22 protein-coding genes are annotated in these 23,444 nt (G+C 65.7%); 16 read left to right on the forward strand and 6 right to left on the reverse strand.

The genetic code is table 11. The features are described 5' to 3' along the window. The first annotated feature begins 13 nt into the window (after positions 1-13). The 13 genes from pilB (at position 14) to argB (ending at position 12,557) form a co-directional block, all read left to right on the forward strand. On the forward strand, positions 14-1,726 hold the full coding sequence (pilB, locus tag I8J34_RS05180; protein ID WP_214360318.1) for a type IV-A pilus assembly ATPase PilB: 1,713 nt from the start codon (positions 14-16) through the stop codon (positions 1,724-1,726). Positions 1,727-1,743: 17 nt separating this feature from the next. Further along, on the forward strand, positions 1,744-2,979 hold the full coding sequence (locus I8J34_RS05185) for a type II secretion system F family protein (protein WP_214360319.1): 1,236 nt from the start codon (positions 1,744-1,746) through the stop codon (positions 2,977-2,979). A gap of 42 nt (positions 2,980-3,021) precedes the next feature. After that, on the forward strand, positions 3,022-3,873 hold the full coding sequence (locus tag I8J34_RS05190; RefSeq protein ID WP_214360320.1) for a prepilin peptidase: 852 nt from the start codon (positions 3,022-3,024) through the stop codon (positions 3,871-3,873). Positions 3,874-3,947: 74 nt separating this feature from the next. Continuing rightward, positions 3,948-4,217, forward strand: a complete 270-nt coding sequence (locus tag I8J34_RS05195; protein ID WP_214360321.1) for an FmdB family zinc ribbon protein — start codon at positions 3,948-3,950, stop codon at positions 4,215-4,217. A 9-nt stretch (positions 4,218-4,226) separates the two neighbouring features. Continuing rightward, complete coding sequence (locus I8J34_RS05200; protein WP_214360322.1) at positions 4,227-4,853, forward strand: DUF502 domain-containing protein; 627 nt, start codon at positions 4,227-4,229, stop codon at positions 4,851-4,853. Between the two features lie 48 nt (positions 4,854-4,901). Continuing rightward, the gene (gene aspS / locus I8J34_RS05205) at positions 4,902-6,698 is read left to right on the forward strand and encodes an aspartate--tRNA ligase (RefSeq protein ID WP_214360323.1); all 1,797 of its coding nucleotides are present in this window, start codon (positions 4,902-4,904) and stop codon (positions 6,696-6,698) included. Between the two features lie 138 nt (positions 6,699-6,836). After that, positions 6,837-8,462: a response regulator gene (locus I8J34_RS05210; protein ID WP_214360324.1), complete on the forward strand. Its 1,626-nt coding sequence runs from the start codon at positions 6,837-6,839 to the stop codon at positions 8,460-8,462. 75 nt (positions 8,463-8,537) lie between these two features. Further along, entirely contained in the window at positions 8,538-8,906 is a 369-nt protein-coding gene (locus I8J34_RS05215) for a guanyl-specific ribonuclease (protein WP_214360325.1), read from the forward strand. After that, positions 8,903-9,331 (forward strand): barstar family protein, encoded by a 429-nt coding sequence (locus I8J34_RS05220; protein ID WP_214360326.1) that lies wholly within the window; start codon positions 8,903-8,905, stop codon positions 9,329-9,331. Before I8J34_RS05215 ends, I8J34_RS05220 begins: the two co-directional genes overlap by 4 nt. Beyond that, positions 9,321-9,782 (forward strand): dihydroneopterin triphosphate diphosphatase, encoded by a 462-nt coding sequence (gene nudB, locus I8J34_RS05225; protein ID WP_230411718.1) that lies wholly within the window; start codon positions 9,321-9,323, stop codon positions 9,780-9,782. Before I8J34_RS05220 ends, nudB begins: the two co-directional genes overlap by 11 nt. 119 nt (positions 9,783-9,901) lie before the next feature. After that, complete coding sequence (locus I8J34_RS05230) at positions 9,902-10,318, forward strand: Hsp20/alpha crystallin family protein (protein ID WP_214360328.1); 417 nt, start codon at positions 9,902-9,904, stop codon at positions 10,316-10,318. Between the two features lie 96 nt (positions 10,319-10,414). Beyond that, positions 10,415-11,575, forward strand: a complete 1,161-nt coding sequence (locus tag I8J34_RS05235) for a right-handed parallel beta-helix repeat-containing protein (protein WP_214360329.1) — start codon at positions 10,415-10,417, stop codon at positions 11,573-11,575. Positions 11,576-11,657: 82 nt separating this feature from the next. After that, positions 11,658-12,557, forward strand: a complete 900-nt coding sequence (argB, locus tag I8J34_RS05240; RefSeq protein ID WP_214360330.1) for an acetylglutamate kinase — start codon at positions 11,658-11,660, stop codon at positions 12,555-12,557. Between the two features lie 15 nt (positions 12,558-12,572). Here argB and I8J34_RS05245 read toward each other — a convergent pair whose 3' ends face one another. From I8J34_RS05245 to I8J34_RS05265, 5 genes are read right to left on the reverse strand one after another with little or no spacing between them, the layout of a single operon-like run. Further along, entirely contained in the window at positions 12,573-14,156 is a 1,584-nt protein-coding gene (locus I8J34_RS05245) for an acyl-CoA ligase (AMP-forming), exosortase A system-associated (protein WP_214360331.1), read from the reverse strand. Between the two features lie 59 nt (positions 14,157-14,215). Next, on the reverse strand, positions 14,216-14,959 hold the full coding sequence (locus tag I8J34_RS05250) for a tetratricopeptide repeat protein (protein WP_214360332.1): 744 nt from the start codon (positions 14,957-14,959) through the stop codon (positions 14,216-14,218). A gap of 12 nt (positions 14,960-14,971) precedes the next feature. Beyond that, positions 14,972-15,838: a hydrolase 1, exosortase A system-associated gene (locus I8J34_RS05255; protein WP_214360333.1), complete on the reverse strand. Its 867-nt coding sequence runs from the start codon at positions 15,836-15,838 to the stop codon at positions 14,972-14,974. Next, positions 15,835-16,662, reverse strand: a complete 828-nt coding sequence (locus I8J34_RS05260; RefSeq protein WP_214360334.1) for a hydrolase 2, exosortase A system-associated — start codon at positions 16,660-16,662, stop codon at positions 15,835-15,837. Before I8J34_RS05260 ends, I8J34_RS05255 begins: the two co-directional genes overlap by 4 nt. Further along, entirely contained in the window at positions 16,659-16,907 is a 249-nt protein-coding gene (locus I8J34_RS05265; protein ID WP_214360335.1) for an acyl carrier protein, read from the reverse strand. The genes I8J34_RS05260 and I8J34_RS05265 overlap by 4 nt, the downstream gene beginning before the upstream one ends. A gap of 200 nt (positions 16,908-17,107) precedes the next feature. Between I8J34_RS05265 and I8J34_RS05270 the strand changes: the two genes are divergently transcribed. After that, positions 17,108-18,331: a glycosyltransferase family protein gene (locus tag I8J34_RS05270; RefSeq protein ID WP_214360336.1), complete on the forward strand. Its 1,224-nt coding sequence runs from the start codon at positions 17,108-17,110 to the stop codon at positions 18,329-18,331. On the opposite strand, the gene I8J34_RS05275 is transcribed toward I8J34_RS05270, so the two are convergent. Continuing rightward, a complete protein-coding gene (locus tag I8J34_RS05275; protein WP_214360337.1) occupies positions 18,332-19,909 on the reverse strand; it encodes an acyl-CoA ligase (AMP-forming), exosortase A system-associated in 1,578 nt (525 codons plus the stop codon). Between the two features lie 291 nt (positions 19,910-20,200). Here I8J34_RS05275 and I8J34_RS05280 point away from each other — a divergent pair, with 291 nt between their 5' ends. Both I8J34_RS05280 and I8J34_RS05285 read left to right on the forward strand, forming a co-directional pair. Further along, positions 20,201-21,628, forward strand: coding sequence for an oligosaccharide flippase family protein (locus tag I8J34_RS05280; RefSeq protein ID WP_214360338.1), 1,428 nt, complete (start codon positions 20,201-20,203; stop codon positions 21,626-21,628). Between the two features lie 45 nt (positions 21,629-21,673). Next, positions 21,674-23,416 (forward strand): arsenate reductase/protein-tyrosine-phosphatase family protein, encoded by a 1,743-nt coding sequence (locus tag I8J34_RS05285; protein WP_214360339.1) that lies wholly within the window; start codon positions 21,674-21,676, stop codon positions 23,414-23,416. The last annotated feature ends 28 nt before the right edge of the window (positions 23,417-23,444 follow it).

The raw sequence follows: 23,444 nt of genomic DNA on the forward strand, positions 1-23,444 counted from the left end.
ATAACGGGTGGTCATGGCTGCAAATCCACAAATCGCACTGACGGGTCTGGCGCGCGCGCTGGTCCAGCAGAACCGCCTGACAGAAGCGGATGCCGTGGCGTGCACCGCCGAACAGCAGAACAAGGTGAACGGCTTCATCCTCGAAGCCGCCCGCCGTGGCCTGCTCAGCGAGCGGGATGTCGCCCGCTTTGCCGCCGACACCTTCGGCCACCCGGTCCTCGACATCGCGGCCCTCGATCCGAGCACCGTGCTGGCCGATGCGATCGACCGCAAGCTGATCGCCAAGCACCATGTGCTGCCCATCGCCAAGCGCGGCAACCGTCTGACCGTCGCCCTCGCCGACCCGACCAACCTGCGTGCGCTCGACGAAATCCGCTTCCAGAGTGGTCTGTCGGTCGACCCGGTGATTGTCGAGGCCAGCAAGCTGGGCGCCGCCATCGAGAAGAATGGCGAATCCGCCAAAGAGAGCCTCGAAGCCCTGACCGGCGACGAGTTCAACATGGACATGCTGGAGCAGGACGCGCCCAGCGCCGCCGAGGACGAGGCCCAGGCGGAAGTCGATGACGCCCCTGTCGTCCGCTTCATCCAGAAAGTGCTCATCGACGCGATAAACGAAGGGGCGTCGGATATCCACTTCGAGCCCTACGAGAAGTACTACCGCATCCGTGTGCGTACCGACGGCACCTTGCGCGAGATCGCCCAGCCCCCACTGATTCTGCGCGAGAAGATCGCCGCCCGCATCAAGGTCATCTCCCGCCTGGACATCTCCGAAAAGCGCGTCCCGCAAGACGGGCGGATGAAGCTCGTGCTGTCGAAGAACAAGGCCATCGACTTCCGCGTTTCCACCTTGCCCACCATCCATGGCGAAAAGATCGTCATGCGGATCCTGGACCCATCCTCGGCCATGCTCGGCGTGGACGCGCTCGGCTACGACCCCGAACAAAAGGCCGCACTGCTGGCTGCCATCCAGCGGCCCTACGGCATGATCCTGGTGACCGGCCCGACCGGTAGCGGCAAGACCGTCTCGCTCTACACCTGCCTGAACATCCTCAACAAGGGCGACGTCAACATCTCAACCGCCGAGGACCCCGCGGAAATCAACCTGGCCGGCATCAATCAGGTCAACGTCAACGAAAAGGCGGGGCTGACCTTCTCCAATGCCCTGCGCGCCTTCCTGCGCCAGGATCCGGACGTCATCATGGTCGGTGAGATCCGCGACCTCGAGACTTCCGAAATCTCGATCAAGGCCGCCCAGACCGGCCACCTTGTGCTATCGACCCTGCACACCAACGACGCCCCGAGCACACTGGAGCGCCTGCGCAACATGGGTGTCGCGCCCTTCAACATCGCGTCCTCGGTCATCCTCATCACCGCCCAGCGTCTGGCGCGACGGCTGTGCAGTTGCAAGCAACCCATGGACATCCCGTACGACGTGCTGCTCGAGGCCGGTTTTTCCGAGGCCGAACTCGACGGTTCCTGGAAGCCCTACGGCCCGATCGGTTGCGACAAGTGCAAAGGCAGCGGCTACAAAGGCCGCGTGGGCATCTACCAGGTGATGCCGATCACCGAGGACATTGCCCGTATCATCATGAACAACGGCAACTCTCTGGAGATCGCCGCCCAGGCAGAACTGGACGGCGTCGCCGATCTGCGCCGCTCCGGTCTGCGCAAGGTCAAGGCCGGCATGACATCCCTCGCCGAAGTCCTGGCCACGACCAACGAATAATTCGAGGCACACCACACATGGCAACCGCAACCCGCTCGTCCCGACGCCCGACCCACGAGATCAAGGAACACCTCTACGACTGGGAAGGCAAGGACAAGAAAGGCAAGATCGTCCGGGGCGAGGTGCGCGCCGGCGGCGAAGCCGTCGTGCAGGCCACGCTGCGCCGCCAGGGCATCCTCGTCACCAAGGTCAAGAAACGTCGCCTGGCCCGTGGGCGGCGCATCACGGACAAGGACATCGCGCTGTTCACGCGCCAAATGGCCACCATGATGAAATCCGGCGTCCCCCTACTACAGGCCTTCGACATCGGCATCAAGGGTTCGGGCAACCCGTCACTGGGTCGCCTGCTCAACGACATCCGCAACGACGTGGAAACCGGCAGCAGCCTGTCGCAGGCCTTTCGCAAGCACCCGGTGCATTTCGACCAGTTGTTCTGCAACCTGGTCGCGGCCGGCGAGCAAGCCGGTATCCTCGACAGCCTGCTCGATCGCCTGGCCACCTACAAGGAAAAGATCCTGGCCATCAAGAGCAAGATCAAGTCGGCCTTGTTTTATCCGATTGCGGTGGTGGTGGTCGCCGCCCTCGTGATTTCCATCATGATGCTGTTCGTGATTCCCGAGTTCAAGAAGGTGTTCTCCAGCTTCGGTGCCGACTTGCCGGCCCCGACGCTGATCGTCGTCGCCATGTCCGACTTCTTTGTGGAGAACTGGTACATCGCGCTCGCGCTGATTGTGGCCCTCGTTGTCGGCCTGAGCATGGCCTACAAGCGCTCGGAGAAGGCGCAGAACACCATGGACCGGCTCATTTTGCAGTTTCCGGTGATCGGCGACGTCATTCGCAAAGCCACCATCGCCCGCTGGACACGGACCTTGTCCACCATGTTCGCGGCGGGCGTGCCACTGGTCGAAGCCTTGGACTCGGTCGGCGGCGCAGCCGGCAACCATGTGTATAAAATGGCGACCAAACAGATCCAGGCCGATGTCAGCACCGGCACCAGCTTGACGGTCGCCATGCAGGCGGTGAAGGTCTTTCCGACCATGGTGGTACAGATGGTCTCCATCGGCGAGGAATCCGGGCAATTGGACGGGATGCTGGCCAAGGTCGCCGAGTTTTTCGAGCGCGAAGTCGATGACGCGGTTGCCGCTCTGTCCCAGCTGCTTGAACCGATCATCATGGTCTTCCTCGGCACCGTCATCGGCGGCCTCGTCGTCGCCATGTATCTGCCCATCTTCAAACTCGGCGCCGTCGTCTAACGCTCCAGGGCGCCTCGGCCGGGCCGAGGCGCAGACGCTCCCATGATCGAACTCCTCAACGAGCCACTCGCGCTCATCACGTTCGTCGGCCTGCTCGGACTATTCGTCGGCAGCTTCCTGAACGTCGTCATCTATCGCCTGCCGAAGATGATGGAGAACGAGTGGGCGGTACAGGCCGCCGAGCTGCGTGGCGAGACAGTCGAGCCGCCAGCGCGCTTCAATCTGGCCACGCCGCGCTCCCGCTGTCCGCATTGCGCCACGCCGGTGAGCACCATCGACAACGTCCCCTTGCTGAGCTACCTCATGCTCCGCGGTCGCTGTCGGCACTGCCAGGCGCCCATCAGCCGCCGCTATCCAGTCGTCGAGCTCGCCACCGCAGTGCTTTCCGCGCTGGCGGCCTGGAAGTTCGGTAACAGTGCGGCAACGATCGGCGCCGTGCTGTTCATCTGGGCCATGATCGCGCTGGCGGGCATCGATCTGGACACCCAGCTGCTGCCAGACGCCATCACCCTGCCGCTGATCTGGCTCGGCCTGCTGTTCAACCTGGGCGGCGTCTTCGCGCCGCTCGCCGACGCGGTCATCGGCGCCATGGCCGGCTATCTGAGCTTGTGGTCGGTCTTTCATCTGTTCCGGCTGGTCACCGGCAAGGAGGGCATGGGCTACGGCGACTTCAAGCTGTTGGCGGCCATCGGCGCCTGGCTGGGCTGGCAGATGCTGCCGCTGACGATCCTGCTGTCGTCGGTGGTCGGTGCCGTGGTGGGGGTGGGGCTCATGCTCTTCGCGCGCCATGGCCGCAACACGCCGATTCCCTTCGGTCCCTACCTGGCCGCGGCCGGCCTGATCGCCCTGTTTGCCGGCGATGCTCTGAACGCTCGCTACCTGCAATTGCTCTGAGACGACACGACGCATCGCTTCCCGGGCACAGATCAATACGATAGACTTACGGGCTTGATTTTTCGGAGCTTGTCATGCCGATCTACGCCTATCGCTGCACCAATTGCGGTGCCGAAAAAGAACATTTGCAGAAAATGAGTGATGCGCCGCTGACGGTCTGCCCCGCCTGCGGCGCCGAAGCCTACGCCAAGCAACTGACCGCCGCCGGCTTTCAGCTGAAAGGCTCGGGTTGGTATGCCACCGACTTCAAGAGCGGCAGCAAGGCAACACCGGCCAAGGCCGAATCCACCGCATCCGCCGGCGCATCCGACGCCGGTTGTGGCGGCGGGTGTGCCTGCCACTGACGCCGACGCATGAAAAAATACTTCATCACCGGGTTGCTGATCTGGATCCCGCTGGCCATCACCTTCATGGTCATCGCCTGGATCGTCAGCACGCTCGACCGCATCCTGCTGTGGATCCCCGAGCACTGGCAGCCCAAGGTGCTGCTCGGGCTCGACATTCCCGGCATCGGCGTGGCGGTCACCTTGCTGATCATCCTGCTCACCGGCCTGATCGGCGCCAATGTGCTCGGTCAGCGTCTGGTGCTGATCTGGGAATCCCTGCTGGCGCGGATTCCGGTGGTGAAGTCGATCTACTCCAGCGTCAAGCAGGTCTCCGACACGCTGTTTTCCAGTTCCAGCCACGCCTTCCGCAAGGCCTTGCTGATCCAGTATCCGCGCCAGGGCGCCTGGACCATCGCCTTTCTGACCGGCAAGCCGGGGGGCGACGCGGCACGCCATCTGAGCGGTGACTACATCAGCGTCTATGTACCGACGACGCCGAACCCGACCTCGGGCTTTTTCCTGATGGTGCCGCGTGGCGACGTCATCGAACTCGAAATGAGCGTCGACGAGGCCCTCAAGTACATCATCTCCATGGGGGTCGTCACCCCCGGCAAACGGGCCGAAGTGCCCCTGCCGGCCCCTGTCGAAACCTAGCCAGCGGCGGCAGCGGGCCGTCCGGCGAATCCAAACGGAATCAGAATCATGCGTACTCAATACTGCGGCCAGGTCACCGCCGCCAACCTCGACCAGATCGTCACGCTGTGCGGCTGGGTGCATCGCCGGCGCGACCACGGCGGCGTGATCTTCGTCGATCTGCGCGACCGTGAAGGTCTGGTCCAGGTCGTCTGCGACCCGGACCGTGCCGACATGTTCGCGGTGGCCGAGTCGGTACGCAACGAGTTCGTGCTGCGCATGACCGGCAAGGTCCGCCGTCGCCCGGCCGGCACCGAAAACGCCAACCTCACCTCCGGTGAGATCGAGGTGCTGTGCCATGAGATCGAAGTGCTCAACGCGTCGGTCACGCCGCCCTTCCAGCTCGACGACGAGAACCTGTCGGAAACCACCCGCCTGACCCACCGCGTGGTCGACCTGCGCCGTCCGCACATGCAGCGCAACCTGATGCTGCGCTACAAGGTCGCGATGGCCTTCCGCCGCTTTCTCGACGCCAACGGCTTCATCGACGTCGAAACCCCGATGCTCACCAAGAGCACGCCGGAAGGCGCGCGCGACTACCTGGTCCCCTCGCGGGTTCACCCGGGGCAATTCTTCGCGCTGCCCCAGTCGCCGCAGCTCTTCAAGCAGTTGCTGATGGTGGCCGGTTTCGACCGCTACTACCAGATCACCAAGTGCTTCCGTGACGAAGACCTGCGCGCCGACCGCCAGCCGGAATTCACCCAGGTCGATATCGAGACCTCGTTCATGGACGAGGCGGCGATCACCGAGCTCATGGAAGGGCTGATCCGCTTCGTCTTCAAGGAAGCGCTCGAGGTTGAACTGCCCTCCCCCTTCCCGCGCCAGACCTATGCCGAAGCCATGCACCGCTTCGGTTCCGACAAGCCCGATCTGCGAGTCGCGCTCGAGTTCACCGAGCTGACCGACGTGATGAAGGATGTCGACTTCAAGGTCTTCTCCGGCCCGGCCACCAGCGGCGGGCGGGTCGCAGGCCTGCTGATCCCCGGTGGCGGCGAGCTGTCGCGCGGCGAGATCGACGAATACACCAAGTTCGTCGGCATCTACGGTGCCCGCGGTCTGGCCTGGATCAAGTTCAACGAGGTCGCCAAAGGGCGCGACGGTCTGCAGTCGCCGATCGTCAAGAACCTCTCCGACACCGCCCTGGCGGCCATCATCGAGCGCTCCGGTGCCAAGGATGGCGACCTGATGTTCTTCGGCGCCGACAAGTCGAAGGTGGTCAACGATGCGCTCGGCGCGCTGCGCGTCAAGATCGGCCATGAGAAGGGCCATCTCACCGGCGAGACCTGGACGCCGGTGTGGATCACCGACTTCCCGATGTTCGACTACGACGACGAAGACAAGCGCTGGGTGGCCTGCCATCACCCCTTCACGGCCCCGAAAGACGCGCATGTCGACCTGCTCGAAAGCGCTCCCGGCGCCTGCCTTGCCAAGGCCTACGACCTGGCCCTCAACGGCTGGGAAATCGGTGGCGGCTCGGTGCGTATCCACCAGGCCGACGTACAGTCCAAGGTATTCCGCGCGCTCAACATCCAGGACGAAGAAGCCCGCCAGAAGTTCGGCTTCCTGCTCGATGCCCTGAAGTTCGGCGCCCCGCCCCACGGCGGCCTGGCCTTCGGCCTGGACCGTGTGGTCACGCTGATGACCGGCGCCGAGTCGATCCGCGACGTGATTGCCTTCCCCAAGACGCAGCGCGCACAATGTCTCCTGACCGACGCACCCGGCGACGTGGACGAGCGCCAGCTGCGCGATCTGCACATCCGCCTGCGCCAGAAAGTGGACACCTCGGTGGAAGTTGCCAAGGACTGAACACGCGTCCTGCGGTAACACCCCGGCAACGAGGCGGCTCCGGCCGCCTCGTTTTGTTTTCATGGTACCGCTCAAGATCGCAGCAGGATGGCCGACAATTCAGCTTGACACCCCCTATTTCACGGCGCCTTCGACTCCATGCCTGACCTGTCTGCCGTCACCGCCCTCGTCATCGAGGCCAACCCCAACATGCGCACCCAGCTGCGCAACATGTTGGGTGAGAGCGGTATCGACAAGGTCCAGCTGGCAGTCTCGGCGGGCGCGGCGGTGCGCAAGTTGCGCGAAAACACCTTCGACCTGATCCTGTGCGAGTACCACATTGGCGACGGACAGGACGGCCAGCACCTGCTCGAAGACCTGCGCCACAACGGCATCATTCCGCTGGCCACGCTGTTCGTCATGGTCACCGGCGAGCGCCAGTACGAAAAGGTCGTCTCCGCAGCCGAACTGGCGCCGAACGACTACGTCCTCAAACCGTTTGCCGCCGACACCCTGCACACCCGCATCGTGCGGGCCCTCATCAAACGCGACGCGCTGCTGCCCACCTACACCCTGATCGACGCTGGCGACACGCAAGGCGCGCTGCGCGCCTGTCTCGAGGGCGAAGCACAACACCCCCAATATCAACTCGACTTTCTTCGGCTGCGCGCCGAGCTGCACATCCTCTCCGGCGAGGCCGACGAAGCCGAACGGGTCTATCAGCAAGTGCTCGATTTGCGTGCAGTGCCCTGGGCCCGCCTCGGCCTGGCCAAGGCGCTCTACATGCGCCAGCGCTACTCCGAAGCCGAAGATCTCCTGGCGGGACTGGTCGAGGAGAACGACCAGTTCCTCGATGCCTACGACTGGCTGGCGCGCACCCGCGAAGCCGCCGGAGAGCTCGGCAAGGCGCGCGACATTCTTGCCCGCGCGGCCGCCGTCTCGCCCCATCGCCTGGGCCGCCTACGCCGTCTCGGCGCCATTGCGCTCGAAATGGACGATGCCCACACCGCCGAAGCGGTGCTCGGCGAGGTAGTGCGAAAAGGCAAATATTCGGATTTTCGCGACCCGGACGACCATGTCTGGTTGCTGCAGGCGCAGATCGGCAACAACAAGCTGGAAGACGCCGCGGCCACCTTGCGCGATCTCGACCGGACCATGGCCTCCAGCGAGCGCGGCAAGCTGTGCACGGCACTGTCGGCAGCGATGCTGCATGGCAAACTCGGCGACGAAGCCAAGGCCAAAGCGGCCGTCGAGACCGCCCTGAGCGAATCGACCCGCCTCGGCAAAGTGTCGCTCGGTCTCAAGCAGGAGCTGGCGCGCGCCTGTTTCGACCATGGCATGGAAGACGCCGGCGCCGAAGTCGTCCTCGACATCATGCGCACTGCGGACACCCCGCGCACCGTCGAAAACACCCGCAAGATGCTCGATGCCCGCGGCTATGCCGCCTTGGCCGAAGACCTCGAAAAGCAGGTCCACCAGGAAGTCCGCGGACTCGTCGCCACGGGTGCGGAAAAGGCCAAGGCGGGCGATTTCGACGGCGCGGTCCGGGAAATGCTGAGCGCGGTGGGCAAAATGCCGAACAACGTGCACGTGCTGTTCAACGCGGCACTGGCGCTGTTGCGCCACATCGAGAACCGCGGTTGGAACGACCAGTACGCCGACCAGGCACAGCAACTGATCGACCGCGTCCGCCGGCAAGACCCCAACAATGCCCGCCTGCCGGCGCTGAAAGACTTCCATGCCACGCTGAAGGCGAAATTCGGAATTCGCGACATCAAGGTCTAAACCGGCCCCAGCGCCCACCCGACCGCGGATCCGCAACTGCTACACTCCCGCCATCCCCCGGTTGATCGACTGCGCATGCATCGCCTAGCCCAGCCCCTGCTGATTGTTCTGCTCGCGCTGTTCGCGCTGCTGCCAGCCTGTTCGCAGGAGCCACCGGCGGCCCACAGCGATATCGATTGGCTGCCCGCCGAAGCGCTCGACACCCTGGCGCGCATCGAACGCGGCGGCCCCTTCCCCTACGCCAAGGACGGCACGATCTTCTTCAATCGCGAGAAGCGCCTGCCCGCCAAGCCACGCGGCTACTACCGCGAATACACCGTGCCCACCCCGGGCGAGCGCAGCCGCGGGGCGCGGCGCATCGTTGCAGGCGGCAATCCACCGGACGTTTACTACTACACTGCAGATCACTACCGCAGTTTTCGACGCATTCCGGAGGCCCGATGAGCGCATCCCCCCCCACGGGCCACGACCTCGCACTGGATGGCGAAAACCGCCTCCTGCCCTTGTCGCGAGACGAACTGGGCACACTCGTTGCGACCGCGCAAGCCCGACAGCGCCGGATCTTCGAACTCTCCCTCGCCGGCCTCTCCGACAAGGCGAGCATCCTCGACGCCCTCGCCCAGTGCTTCGACATGCCCCGCTGGTTCGGCCACAACTGGGACGCGCTCTACGACTGCCTGACCGACCTGTCATGGCTGCCGGCCAGCGGCTACGTGCTGATCCTGCTGGACGCCGCGCCGGACTCGGACAGCGCCCCGATCCTCACCGACATCCTCACCGACTGCTGCGAACACTGGCAGGCACAAGGCGTGCCCTTCCATGTCTTCAGCGACGGGGTACACGGCACGGTCATCCCCCGTGAGCACTGATTTCAAGCGCCCCCATTCCGTCCTGGTGGTGATCTACACCCCGGCGCGGCAGGTGCTGCTGCTGCACCGGCGCGCGCCCTTCGACTTCTGGCAATCGGTCACCGGCAGCCTGGCGCCCGGCGAGCCCCCCATCGACGCCGCCGTCCGCGAGGTTCGCGAGGAAACCGGCCTGTCCATCAACGCCGCCCGGCTCACCGACCATCGACTCGCCAACCGCTTCCCGATTCCCCCGGCATGGCGTCACCGCTACGCACCGGATGTGGGTCACAACACCGAATCGGTGTTCAGCCTGTGTCTGCCACCCTTCGCCGTCCGGCCGGATCCGCGCGAACACGACGCCGCCGAGTGGGTCTGCGCCGACGAAGCGCTGGCGCGGATCTGGTCATGGACCAACCGGGACGCCCTGCGCCTGTGCCTCTCCGAATCCCTCGCCCGCCCCCACACCGGCTGAACCGCACGCCGCTAGATGCGCGCAGAAACAAGCGCTTGCATCCACGCCCCCTTGAAAACGGCGCTGACGACACTACTTTGGATTACGTGAATCGTCACCCATCAGACAAGGAGGATCCCATGAGCAACATCACACGCCACGATCCGTTCGAAGACTTCTTCCGCGGATTTTTCGTACGCCCTGTCGAGTTCGGGGGCAACACCGGCGAAGCCCCGCAAGTGCGGGTCGACGTCAAGGAGACGCCGGACGCCTATGCGGTCCATGCCGAACTGCCCGGCATCGCCAAGGACGACATCCATGTACACATCGACGGCCCGGTGGTCGCCATCACCGGCGAGCGCAAGGCGCAGAAGGAGCAAAAGGACGGCGAGCGCATACTGCGCACCGAGCGCTACTACGGCAAGGTATCGCGCAGCTTCCAGCTGGGCCAGGATGTCGACGAAACCAAGGCCACGGCCAAGTTCGTCGATGGCGTCCTGGAGCTGAACCTGCCCAAGAAAGCATCCGTCCAGGCCAAGCGCCTGACCATCGAGTAAGCCGCATCGCCCCCAGCCCGGTGGCGCCCGACTGGCGCTGCCGGGCCAGGCCGGTCACACTGGCGCCTGAGCGTTCTCGATCCGACTCAGGCCCCCATGCCCCGACGCCCAGCCGGCCGCCTGCCCCTACTGCTGACCAGTCTTCTCTGCGTTCCCGTTTCGGCCGCCGTGTTGCGGGTCGGCCCCGACGAGGCATTGCAACACATTGCCGACGCCGCCCGACTGGCGCGCGACGGCGACACGGTCGAAATCGCACCCGGCCGTTACCCGGGCGATGTCGCCGTATGGACCCAGCAGCGGCTGACCATTCGCGGCCTGGACGACGGCCCCGTGCTGGATGCGGCCGGACAGTCGGCCGAAGGCAAGGCCATCTGGGTCGTGCGCGGCGGCCACATCCTTATCGACAACATCACCTTTCGCGGCGCCCGCGTGCCGCACCTCAATGGCGCCGGCATCCGCTTCGAACACGGCCATCTCAGGGTCACCAACAGCCGTTTCATCGACAACGAAAACGGCATTCTCACCAGCAACGACCCCGAGGCCCGGCTGCATGTCGAAAACAGCGTGTTCGCCCAGGCACCGCGCCATCCCGGCGCCCTGCACCACCTGCTCTATGTCGGGCGGATCGCCGAATTCACCCTTCGCGGCAGCCGCGTCGAAGGCGGCTATCAGGCCCACCTGGTGAAATCACGCGCCCGTCGCCACCGCATCGAATACAACCTGCTGGTCGACGGGCCGACCGGCGAGGCCGCCTATGAGCTGGAATTTCCCGAAGGCGGGCGCGCCAGGGTGGTCGGCAACATCATCGGTCAATCGGCAAACACCTCGAACCCGGCGCTGATCAGCTTCGGCGCCGAGGGCTACCGGAATGACGACAACCGCCTGAGCCTCTGCCACAACACCTTGATCAGCGCACCGCGTATCGGCGCCCGTTTCCTGTCTGTCTGGCAGCACGCCGCGACCCCGTCGCCCGAGGTCATGGCCTGCAACAACCTGCTCGTCGGACCCGCGGCCTTTGCCCAGGGCAACCCCGGCGAATTTGTCGGCAACCTGAGCCTGCCCGCTATCAGGCCGGACGGCGCACTCGACTTCCGCCTGCCGGCCAACAGCCTGCTGCGCGGCGCGGTGCGCGCCGCCATGCCCTGGCACGGTGCCGACCTGCGCCCGCGGCATGAATTCGTCCTGCCCTATGGCACCCGACCGCTGAGCCCGCCGCGCCGCTGGGCGCCGGGCGCCATACAGTCACCGCGCCCCTGAAGCGACACACCGGCAGCGCACTTTGCGGTGCGGGATCCCGCCGTTAGAATCAAGCCTTCTTCATCACACTGCGACCGCCCCGATGAGCACCGACGCCCCGACCCCGATCTCCCCGGCGCGCAAGGCCGGCATCCTCGCCGAAGCCCTGCCCTACATCAAGCGCTTCTTCGACAAGACCATCGTCATCAAATACGGTGGCAACGCGATGACCGACCCGCACCTGAAAGACTGCTTTGCGCGCGATGTCGTCCTGCTCAAGCTGGTGGGCCTGAATCCGGTGGTGGTGCATGGCGGCGGCCCGCAGATCGAGAACCTGCTGACCCGGGTCGGCAAGAAAGGCGAGTTCATTCAGGGCATGCGCGTCACCGACGCCGAGACCATGGAAGTGGTGGAAATGGTGCTCGGCGGGCAGGTCAACAAGGAAATCGTCAACCTCATCAACCAGCACGGCGGCAAGGCCGTCGGCCTGACCGGCAAGGACGCACGCTTCATCCGCGCCAAGAAACTGCTGATGCAGAAAACCGGCGCACCGCTCGGCGACGTGGTGGACATCGGCCAGGTGGGCGAAATCACCCAGATTGACCCGAGCCTCATCTCCTTCCTCGACCAGGGCGACTTCATCCCGGTGATCGCGCCGATCGGTGTCGGCGAAGACGGCGAAACCTACAACATCAACGCTGACGTGGTCGCGGGCAAGCTGGCCGAGATCCTCAAGGCCGAAAAGCTGGTCCTGCTCACCAACACCCCGGGCGTGCTCGACCAGAGCGGCAAACTACTCACCGGCCTGACCCCCAAGGACATCGACGCCCTGGTCGAGGACGGTACCCTGTCGGGCGGCATGCTGCCGAAGATCGGCTCCGCGCTGGACGCCGCACGCAGCGGCGTCAATTCGGTGCACATCATCGACGGCCGGGTCGAACACTGCCTGCTGCTGGAGATCCTCACCGATCACGGCGTGGGCACGATGATCAAGAGCCGCTAGGATCCCGGCGGCCGTCTATTTGACGAAGTAATCCCGGTATTCGGCACTCAGCGCCGCGCGATCGATCTTTCCGTTGGGGTTCTTGGGAAGGTCGTCGCGCACCTCTAGGTGGGTCGGGATCATGTAGGTCGGCAGCTGTTCGCGGCAATAGTCGAGCAGGCTCGCCGCCTCCAGCACCTTGCCATGCCCCCCATGAGCCAGCAACACGATGGCCTGGCCCAAATCCGGATGCGGCACGCCGAGCGCCACGGCCTCGGCCACCAGCCCCGAGGAGAACACCACCTCTTCCACCTCGGTCGGGCTGACCCGATAGCCGGAGGTCTTGATCATCTCGTCCTTGCGGCTGACGAAGTACAGGTAGCCGTCTTCGTCCATCTGCATCTGGTCGCCGGACCACACGGCGATCTCCGGCAGCACCAGCCCGGCGCTCTGGCCAGGCGCCGGCCGGAAGCGCTCGCGCGTGCGCGCCGGATCGTTCCAGTAACCCATGGCGACCAGCGACCCGCGATGTACCAGTTCGCCCGGCTCGCCCGGTGCGCAAGGCGAGCCGTCTTCACGCACCACGCTCAGCCGCGCGCCGGGCACCGCCTTGCCCACTGAGTCGGGGCGTTCGTCGATTTCCTCGGGGTGCAGGTAGGACGACCGGAAGGCCTCGGTCAGCCCGTACATCTTGAAGACACGGGTCCGCGGCAACTTGTCGCGCAGACTGCGCAGCGTCGCCTTGCGCGCCACACCGCCCGAGGTCGTGATGTAGCGCAGCGAATCGACCGCTTCCTGCGGCCAGTCGAGCATGGCCAACTGGTTCCAGATGGGCGGCACCGCGGATATCCCTGTCACGCCGTAGCGGGCGACGTTCTTGATGACTTGGCGCGGCAGCAGATACTCCATCAGCACGACCGAGCCGCCGGCCGAATAGGCAGAGGTCAGCTGACTCAAGCCATAGTCGAAACTCAAGGGCAGCACCGCCAGCAAGCGGTCCTCCGGCGTCAGCGCGAGGAACTCCGCCGTACTCTCGGCCGCCGCCACCATGTTGTGATGCGATAACACCACCCCTTTGGGCAGACCGGTGCTGCCCGAGGTGTAGAGAATCGCCGCCATGTCGGTAGCGATACGGGCGTGGACCGGCTTCGGCGGGGTGCGCATGGCCGCCTCCCAGCTCAATACGCGGGCCGGCGATGCCATCGCCAGATCGCCCTCGGGCGCCACCAACACCATGGTGTTCAGGTCATGGCACTCGGCCAGGACGGATTCGAGCTGATGCGCCCTGTCGGCCGAGGTGACCAAAACCCTGACATTGCAGTTCTTCAGGATGTAGGCGACCTGCTGGGGTTTGAGCAGGGGGTTGACCGGCACGACCACCCCGCCGGCCGCGGCCGAGGCGAATATCGACACCACCGCTTCGACCTGCTTGGGGAGATAGACCGCCACCCGCTCGTCCTGCAGCAAACCCAACCCGCACAGGGCCGCGGCGAACGTCTCGATCTGCGCCTGCAATTGGGCAAACGAAAGGCAGGTGTCCTTCTGATACAACGCCGGGGCGTCGGGCGTCGTGGCGGTGGCGAACGCCACCAGGTCGTGCAGCAAGCGGGGTCGGTTCATGGGCGATCTCTCGAATGGAAAGGAGGGATCGGGCCATGCATCGAACCTTTCCGGGGCTATCAGTCCGCGACGATCGGCGCTTGGCGGCTCTCCTCGTCTGGCGGCGGCGACCTGTCGGCATCGACATGCTGCTCGTCGGCCGTCGGTGCCCGCCACTTCCCAGCGCGCTGCAATTGCTCGCGTAGCCCGGGGAGGGGGAATCCCTGCGCATAGGCCTTGTGCGCATGCCTGAGCGCATCGTCATATCGCCCGATTTTGACATAAGCCAAGCCAAGATTGTAGTGCAGGTTGGCATTGTCCTCACCGAGCTTGTCGGCGGCTTCAAGCTTTTCTACTGCGTCCTGAGTCCGCCCCTTGCGCAGCAAATACACCCCGTAGATCATCTTGACCATCGGGTCGTCGTCGCGAAAGACCTCGCCACGGATCAGCCAGCATTCGACCTTGTAGCGTGCCCCGTGGGGTCGCTCCGTCTTGTCGCGAAAGCCCAGACGCACCATCGACATCAACGCGCGGTGGTGATTGGGCAAGGCGCGCAGCGTATAGTCCAGCTCGCCCCCCAGAGATCCCGACTTGCCGTGCAACAGACTCTCGATCTCGGGCGTGAAATGTGCGGACTCGACCGCCGCCGCCTGCCGCTTGTCGACACGGTAATCGAACGGCCCGAAGTGGTTGTCCAGGCTACCGCAGCCCGCGTCGCCGAGCGCCGACGGGCTCAGCGCCATCGCAGGCACTGCCGACGCGAGCGCCCAGATCGCCGCGGCCATTTTCATCCGGGGCCATGCCCCGATCATTCGCATCGTCATCCGGTTCTCCCGTTAAGCCCGTGAAGATCGCGCCATGCCCTGGTCGCCATCGAGGGCCTCGATCCACTCCACGCAAGCCCGCTCCATGGCCTCGCACGAGGCCTTCGCCGAAAAGGTGTGATCGGCATCCGAAAACTGGCGGATCGTCATGCGTCCCGACGCCCGCAGCGCGTCGAAGCGGACGTTGCCGCGCACCGACTCCTCGAATTCACGGGCGACATAGTCATGCCCGCTCAGTCCGACCAGCACGGCGCCGTCGAAGCCATGCAAGGCGCCGATCATCCGTTCGGGCAGCGAGTCGCTGTCATCCGTCTCGGAGCGCCCACGCGACAGGCCGCCGACGAATTGCTTGAGCGCCCTGGCCACACCGATCTCGCCCTGCATCAGGCGCATCCAGAAATCACGGTCGAGCAGGCGGCGTGGGTAGTAGTGCTTCAGGTAGGTCCTGGCGCGTGTCGCCTCGGTGCGCACCCAGGGATTGAGCAGCATCAGTCCGGCCACGGACGCGTCTCCACGGGCGAACAGGCAAGCCGCGCTGGCGCCGTCGCACAACCCCCAGATGACGACACGCTCGAGCCCCGGCACCTCGGCACGAAAGGTCTTGAGCGCGGCGGCGATGTCGGCCCCCACCGCGTCGAAACCGACCGGCTCGCCCGTGGCATCGCCCATGCCGCGAAAATCGAAGCGCATGCAGGCGATGTTCCTGCTCGCCAGGGCACGCGAAAGCATGACGAACTGGCGATGACTGCCGACCCGGTACTGCGGCCCGCCGACCAGAACGAGCACCCCGGTACGCATGGGCCGCTCGGGCGCGGCAACGATACCGACCAGCGTCTCGCCAGCACACTCGAACAGCACAGGACGCTCGACGGTGCTCATTGATCCCAGGCGCCGATGAGTGCCAGCGTGCGGCTTGTCATTGCGGGAGCGAGGGTGATTTCCTGAGTGAGCCAGAACGGCGACCCGCCGACGACCTCCCAGATCACGGCCGCGCCCGCCTCCAGCCACCGGGCCCGGGCATCCGCCGAGGCCGGCGTCAGGTTGCGCTCGCCGGACACGGCCTCCACCACCACGGTCTGGCCGTGCGGGCGGGCAGCGTTCTCCAGCGACGCTTCTTCCAGCCCCCGAGCCAGCTCCGCGCTGACGGTGTAGCCGGCGATATCCACCGCTTCGCCCCCGGCCAGCCGCTCGCGCAGCGGCCCCATGATCGTCTTGGCGCTGCCCTCGCCCGCCATCGCGCCCGCCGCCTTGAGCATCAGGAACTGCGACAGATGCTGTCGGCCGCTGAGCACCGGTTGCCAGTAAAGCGCCGAGGCCGCGCTGTCGGTCTGGCGCAGCCAGCTCTCCGCCAGCAGGCAACCGGCGCGCAAGCCCCACAGATGCGGCGTGAGGTCGAGATGCTCGCGCAACCACGCATAGCCCGCCGATACATCGTCCAACCAGCGACGCCAACCCGCGTCGGCCGAACTGCCGCCGCTGTCGCCGCAGCCCGTGAGATCGATCTGCAAGACCGCCCAGCCAGCGTGCGCGAAGGCCTCGGCGGCCGTCGCCATCATTCGGCGTGAGCGATTCATCTCTTCGGCGAAGGGATGAATGTAGAGAAAAGCCCCCCGCACTTCACCCGCCGGACGACGCAGCAGGGCAAAGCGCCCGGGTGCGTGGTCACCGGGAAGAAAGAAGGCTTCACGGAGGATGTCGGTCACCGAAGCTTGCCGGAAACGAATGCGACCAGACTGCCGACCGTCGCAAAGGTCGAGCCGTCGATGTCGTCGTCTTCCACATAAAAACCGAACCGCTCTTCGAGCAGGTTGATCACGCCGACGACTGCCATCGAATCGAGTTCGGGTACGGCGCCCAGCAAGGGCGTGTCGAGCTCGAAGGCCAAGGCCCGGCCATTCAACGCGAGCACTTCGTCCACCACCTGCAACACTTGCTGTTTGATATCCAATACGGTTACTCCTCGCACCAGTCGGGTGTGCGTGGCACACACCGCTGGCCGGCCACGCCACGACGCTGGCCATTATAGGGGCCGCCTCCGTACCGAAGGCATGAACTAGTTATTATAATGGCCGTGTTCGCCCCGAAGACATGAACTGGTTCCCGGTCGTCATGACTCTGCGGGCACCGACCATCGCCAGGTGCCCCACCATGAAGCGCCTCCTCATGATCGCCTACCACTTCCCGCCGATCCAGGGAAGCAGCGGCGTGCAGCGCAGTTTGCGCTTCATTCAGCACCTGCCCGAGTTCGGGTGGGAGCCGATCGTACTGAGTATCACGCCCTGTGCCTACCCGGCGACCAGCGACGACCAGCTGGCGCAGATCCCGGCCGGTACCGTGGTCTGCCGCGCCTTCGGGCTCGATGCCGCCCGTCACCTGTCGATCGCCGGCCGCTATCCGGGCTGGCTGGCATTGCCCGATCGCTGGGCCAACTGGCAATTTGCCGCTGCCATCCACGGCCGCGCACTGATACGGCGTCATCGCCCCCAGGCGCTCTGGTCGACCTATCCGATCGCCACCGCGCACCGCATTGCAGCCGGCCTTCAGCAGCATTCCGGCCTGCCCTGGCTCGCCGACTTCCGCGACCCCATGGCCCAACCCGACTACCCGGCCGATCCGGCGCAGTGGCGGGCGTTCAAGCGCATCGAAGAAAGCGCTGCCCGGCAGGCCGCCGCGTTCAGCTTCACCGCCCCGAGTGCGCTCGCCGACTACCGGCAACGCTACCCGGATGCCGCGGCGCGCATGCACCTCATCGAAAACGGTTACGACGAAGCGGCCTTTGCCGACGAAGTCGCCGACGAGCCGCTGACCCCTGGCCATCTCACCCTGCTTCACAGCGGCATCGTCTATCCGCAGGAGCGCGACCCCACGCAGCTGTTTGCGGCCCTCGCCACGCTGCGCCGGGAAAACCCCGCACTGACCGCGCAACTGCGTCTGAGGTTTCGCGCGCCGGTGCATGAGGACCTGATCCGGCATCTGGCAGCCACCCACGATCTGACCGACCTGATCGAGGTCCTGCCCCCCTTGCCGTATCGCGACGCCATTGCCGAGATGCAGCGGGCCGACGGTCTGCTGGTGCTGCAGGCGGGCAACTGCAACCATCAGATTCCCGCCAAGCTCTACGAATACCTGCGCGCCCGCCGGCCGATTCTGGGTCTGGCGGACCCGGCGGGCGACACCGGCCGGCAGCTGGCCGCCGCCGGCGTGCCGCTGGTGGTGCCGCTCGAGCAGCCGCAGGCGATCCGCGAGGCGCTGGGCGCTTTCCTCACCGATCCGGCACGGCGCGCGCTGGCCGATGAAGAGATCGTCGCCGCCGCCTCACGACGCCAGCGCACCGCGCAACTGGCCAAGCTGCTCGATCGCATGGCCAGCTGATCAGGCGCCGTCAAACAACGCCGCATACACCTCGCCCAGCTGCTTGCGATCGATCTTGCCGTTTGGATTGCGCGGCAAGGGCGTCTCATGCACCAGCACACGGACCGGCACCATGAAGCCCGGCAAGCGCTCGCGGCAGGTGGCGAGAATAGTCTCCGGCGCATGCGCCGGTGCAGCGGGGGTAAAGACCACCAGCACGATCGCCTGCCCCAGCACCGGATGGGGCACACCGATGGCCGCGGCCTCCGCGGCCGCCTCGGTGGTATAGACGACCTCCTCGACCTCGGTCGGACTGACCCGGTAGCCCGAGGTTTTGATCATCTCGTCGCGCCGACCGACGAAGTACAGGAAACCTTCCTCGTCCCTCTTGACCGTATCGCCCGACCACACTGCGATCTCCGCCATCGGCAAACCGGCCGGCTGGCCCGGTGCCGGACGAAAACGCTCGGCGGTCTTCTCCAGGTCATTCCAGTAGCCCAGGCTCACATGCACCCCGCGATGCACCAGCTCGCCGGGCTCGCCCGGTTCGCACTCGGTGCCGTCCTCGCGCACCACCAGCACCTGCGCATTGGGAATGGCCTTGCCCATCGAGCCGGGGCGCCGGTCCAGCTCGGCCGGCGGCAGATAGGTCGAGCGGAAGGCTTCGGTCAGGCCGTACATCAGGTAAGGCTTCATCGTCGGCAGCCGCGCGCGCAAGGCCGCCAGCACGTTGGCCGGCATGTGCCCGCCGGAGTTGGTGATGTAGCGCAAATGCGCCCCGACCTCGGGCGGCCAGTCGAGCTGGGCCAGTTGCACCCAGAGCGGCGGCACCGCGGCCAGACCGGTGATGCGCTCGCGTTGCACCATGCGCACGATGTCGCGCGGCATCAGGTAGTTCATCAACACGGCGCAGGCGCCGACCTGGAAGGCGGTGGTCAGCTGGTTCAGGCCGTAGTCGAAGCTCAGCGGCAGCACCGCGAGGATGCGATCGTCGGCGGTGTTCTCCAGATAGCTCGACACGCTCGCCGCCCCGGCCACCAGGTTGCGGTGCGACAGCACCACTCCTTTGGGACGGCCGGTACTGCCCGAGGTATAGAGAATGGCCGCCATGTCCGCATCGATGGCATCCACGGCGGGCGCCGCCGCCTCAGGGCGATCGGCCCAGCGCACGATGCGCAGCGGGTCGACCGGTGCGGCGACGGTATCGCCGGTCACCACCACCTGACGCAAATCGTGGCAGCGTGGCAGCACCTCCTGCAGCAGCGCCAGCCGCTCGGCGCTGGTCACCAGCACGCGCACGTTGCAGTCCTTGAGGATGTACTCCACCTGCGCCGGTTTGAGCAGCGGGTTGACCGGCACGAACACGCCGCCGGCGCGCGAAGCGCCGAACAACGCAAAGACGGTCTCGGCCCGCTTGTCCAGCCACACCGCCACCCGTTCCCCGCCGCTCAGGCCCAACTGGGCATACAGGGCCGCGGTGCGCTGCACCTCGTCGGCCAACTGGACATACGACCAGCTACGATCGCCGGCGCGCAGTGCGGTGGCGTCGGGCGTCTGCGTGGCGCTCTGCGTTATCAGTTCATGGATCAGTGACGCCATCTGGCGGCTCCCAATGGTTGGTGCTTGACGTTGGACATTTGGCCCCGGCATGCCGGGGCGCGAAATTATCCCGTATCTTCTCGCACGACGGCCCAACTGCGCTGAGCATTCCGTCATGGTGCGAAACGCGCCAGAGCTCATCCGACACCGACCGCGACGTGTCCAACGTCACATGGCGTTTGGCGCAGTTGCGTTACTCTCTTGTCCTTTCGAGACGCTGGCCTTTCGATGCCCCCAACCTCCGTCCCACCGCCTCCTTTGCGCGGCAAGCTCGTCATCGGCGCCGCATGGATGATCGCCACGCGCTGGTCGCACCGACTGCTCGGTCTGGTCAGCACGATGATCCTCGCGCGCCTGCTGATGCCGGAGGATTTCGGTCTGGTGGCAACGGTGGCCGCCGTCGTCTCGATCATCGACGGCTTCTTCGACTTCGGCTTCGACCTGGCACTGATCCACAATCAGCGTGCCGGACGTCCGGAGTTCGATGCCGCCTGGACGCTGCGCCTGATCAAATCCCTCATTTTCGGCGGCCTGCTGATGGTGGCCTCGCCCTGGATGGCCGACTATGCCAACGCGCCCGAGGTCATCGGCATCAGCCTGATCATGGGCGCCAGCCTCGCCATCAAGGGCCTGGAGAACATCGGCACCGTCACCTTCCATCGCGAGCTCGAGTTCGACCGCCTCTTCCGGTTCCGCATGTACCCGCGCCTGATGGGCGTGGCCACCACCATTGCGCTGGCCGTCACCCTGCGCTCGTACTGGGCGATCGTGCTCGGCGCCTTTGCCCGATACACCTACGAGGTCGCCTTCAGCTACGGCATGAGCCCGTACCGCCCCCGGTTTCGCCTGCAGGGCATTGGACAATTGTGGCAATTCTCCCGCTGGATTCTGGTCACCAACATCGCCCGGCAACTGTTCAATGCCGCCGATCGTTTTGTCCTGACCGGACTGATATCGAAACGGGAGCTGGGCTTCTACTCGGTCGGGGTCGATGTGGCCGGCACCGTCACGGTCGACCTGATGAGCCCGGCCGGCTCGGCGCTCACCCCCGGTTTCGCCAAACTGCAAAACGAGCCCGATCGGCTGCGCAACGCCTTCGTGATCTCCACCTCGATCTTCGTCGCCCTGATCACACCGGCCTCGGTCGGCTTGTGGTGCGTCGCACCGGAGCTGACCGCCGTGATTCTCGGCGCCCAGTGGACCGAGGCCGCGCCGCTGATCGGCCTGTTCGCTTTCTTCTGGCTGTTTTTCGCCATTGCCGAGAACCTCGGCCGCTTCATGACCATGACCGGCCTTCAGGCCAGCGCCGCGCGCATCGGTCTGGTACGCACCCTCGTTTTCCTGGCCCTGCTCTACCCGGCCTTTCAATTTGGCGGGCTGAGCGCATTGATCCTCATGAAAACCGCCTTGTCGGCAGTCGAAGCCGCCGTCCTGACCGGCGTCTGCACCCGCCACCTGCGCTTGCCGGCACATCACATCTTCGCCTTCCTGTGGCGGCCCGCGCTGGCCGCCGGGGCCATGGCCGCATTGCTCACACATATCCCCTTCCCCGCCGACCTGCCCACTCTTGGCGCGCTCGCGCTCAAGGCGGTGATCGGGGCGCTGATCTACGCCGGCAGCTCGATGCTGCTATGGCAACTGGGCGGCAAGCCATCCGGCCTCGAGTCGACGGTGCTTGGTATCATCCGGAAACGTTGCGGCGCCGCAGGCGCGGCCTAAAATGATGCACCGACCTTCCCCCCGCACGCGCGCCGTCGCCATCCCATGACCGCTACTTCGACCACTGACCGCATCCTGGTGCTCGATGCCGACCTCGCTCCGGCATTGTCGGTCGCCCGTTCGCTGAAGGAAATCGGCCTCGTGGTCGACGTCGCCAGTCATGTCGACAAGCCGCTGACCGGCTATTCGCGCGTCATCGATGCGTGCCGGGTCTATCCCGACCCGCTGCTGCATCCCGACGCCTTTATCGCCTGGATGCACGACGTCACCGAGGCCGGCCGCTACGCCCTGATCATCCCGGTGACCGAGCGCACGCTGTCGCCGCTGCTTCGACAGCGCGAGCGAGTCGACGATCGCCACATCGCGATGGCACCGACCGAGAGCCTGAAGATCGCGCTCGACAAGGCCGCCACCGTGGCATTGGCCGAATCCATCGGCATTCCGGTTCCCCGCAGCGTGCGCGTCGCCACCCTCGACGAACTCCCTGCGGCCCGTGCGCAATTCGATTTCCCGATCGTCATCAAACCGGTCAGCTCGGTGGGCACCGATCAGGCCCGCAATGTGCAGCTCACCGTCAGCTACGCCTTCGACGACAACGAGTTGCGCGCCCATGTCGCGCACGCACTGCGCTTCGGCGAAGTGATCCTCCAGGAGTATTTCCGCGGCGACGGCGAAGGCATCGAGCTGCTCGCCGACCACGGCGAGGTGGTCTACGCCTTCCAGCACCGGCGCCTGCATGAAGTCCCCCTGACCGGCGGCGGCAGCAGCCTGCGCATGAGCGTCGACATCACCCCGGCCCTGCTCGACGCCGCACGACGCCTGATGGCAGCCATGAAATGGCATGGCGTGGCCATGGTGGAATTCAAGCACGACCCGGCCAGCGGCCAGTTCCGCCTCATGGAGATCAACGGCCGCTTCTGGGGATCCTTGCCACTGGCCGCGGCGGCGGGCGCCAACTTCCCCGCGATGCTGTACACGCTGCTGTGCCAGGGCAAGGCCGCGCTCTCGCCCCCCGCTCGCGCTGGTGTCATCTGCCGCAATCTGGCCCGCGATGTCGACTGGTTCGAGCACATCGCCCGCAAGAACGCGCCGCCGCGCCTCGTGCGCATACCGTCCTGGCGCTCGGTGCTCAAGGACACCGCGCTGTGTCTGCACTGGCGCCATCGTTTCGACGTGCAGCGGCTGTCGGACCCGCTGCCCGGCCTGGTCGACATGGGCCGCATCGTCGGCAGCTACTGGCAGCGCTACCGCCGGCTCCGTGCCGACGCCCGCCTGCTCGCCGCCCAGCGCGCGGCCTGGTCCAACGGCACCGTTCGCCAGGCGCTCGGCTCGGCCAACCGGGTGCTGTTCGTCTGCCATGGCAACATCAACCGCAGTGCCGTGGCGCATTACCTGGCCAGCGCGGCCTTGCCCGAGACGGTGCGGATCGACTCCGCCGGCTTTCATGCTCAGGGCCAGCGCCCGGCCGATCCGGTGATGGTGGATGTGGCGCAAGCCCATGCCACCGACTTGTCCGCCTGGTCGTCCACCCACCTGACCGCCGACATGGCCAACGCGGCGAGCATCGTCTTCGTCATGGAGCTGGCGCACCTGAAAACCATGCAGGCCAGCTTCCCCGACGCCAGCCGGCGCACCTTTCTGCTTGGCATGGCCGACCCGCTGGCGGACGAGAACGGCGAGATCCCCGACCCCTACGGCAAACCGGTGGCCGTGTATGAGCGCGTGTTCGATCAGGTCACGCGCAACGTCAAGGCCCTGACCGCCATGCTCATCGCGTCGAAAACCTGAGCAGGCCGGCCGCCCACCCATCGACCCT

It is taken from the genome of Denitromonas iodatirespirans (assembly GCF_018524365.1).
GTDB classification, from domain to species: domain Bacteria; phylum Pseudomonadota; class Gammaproteobacteria; order Burkholderiales; family Rhodocyclaceae; genus Nitrogeniibacter; species Nitrogeniibacter iodatirespirans.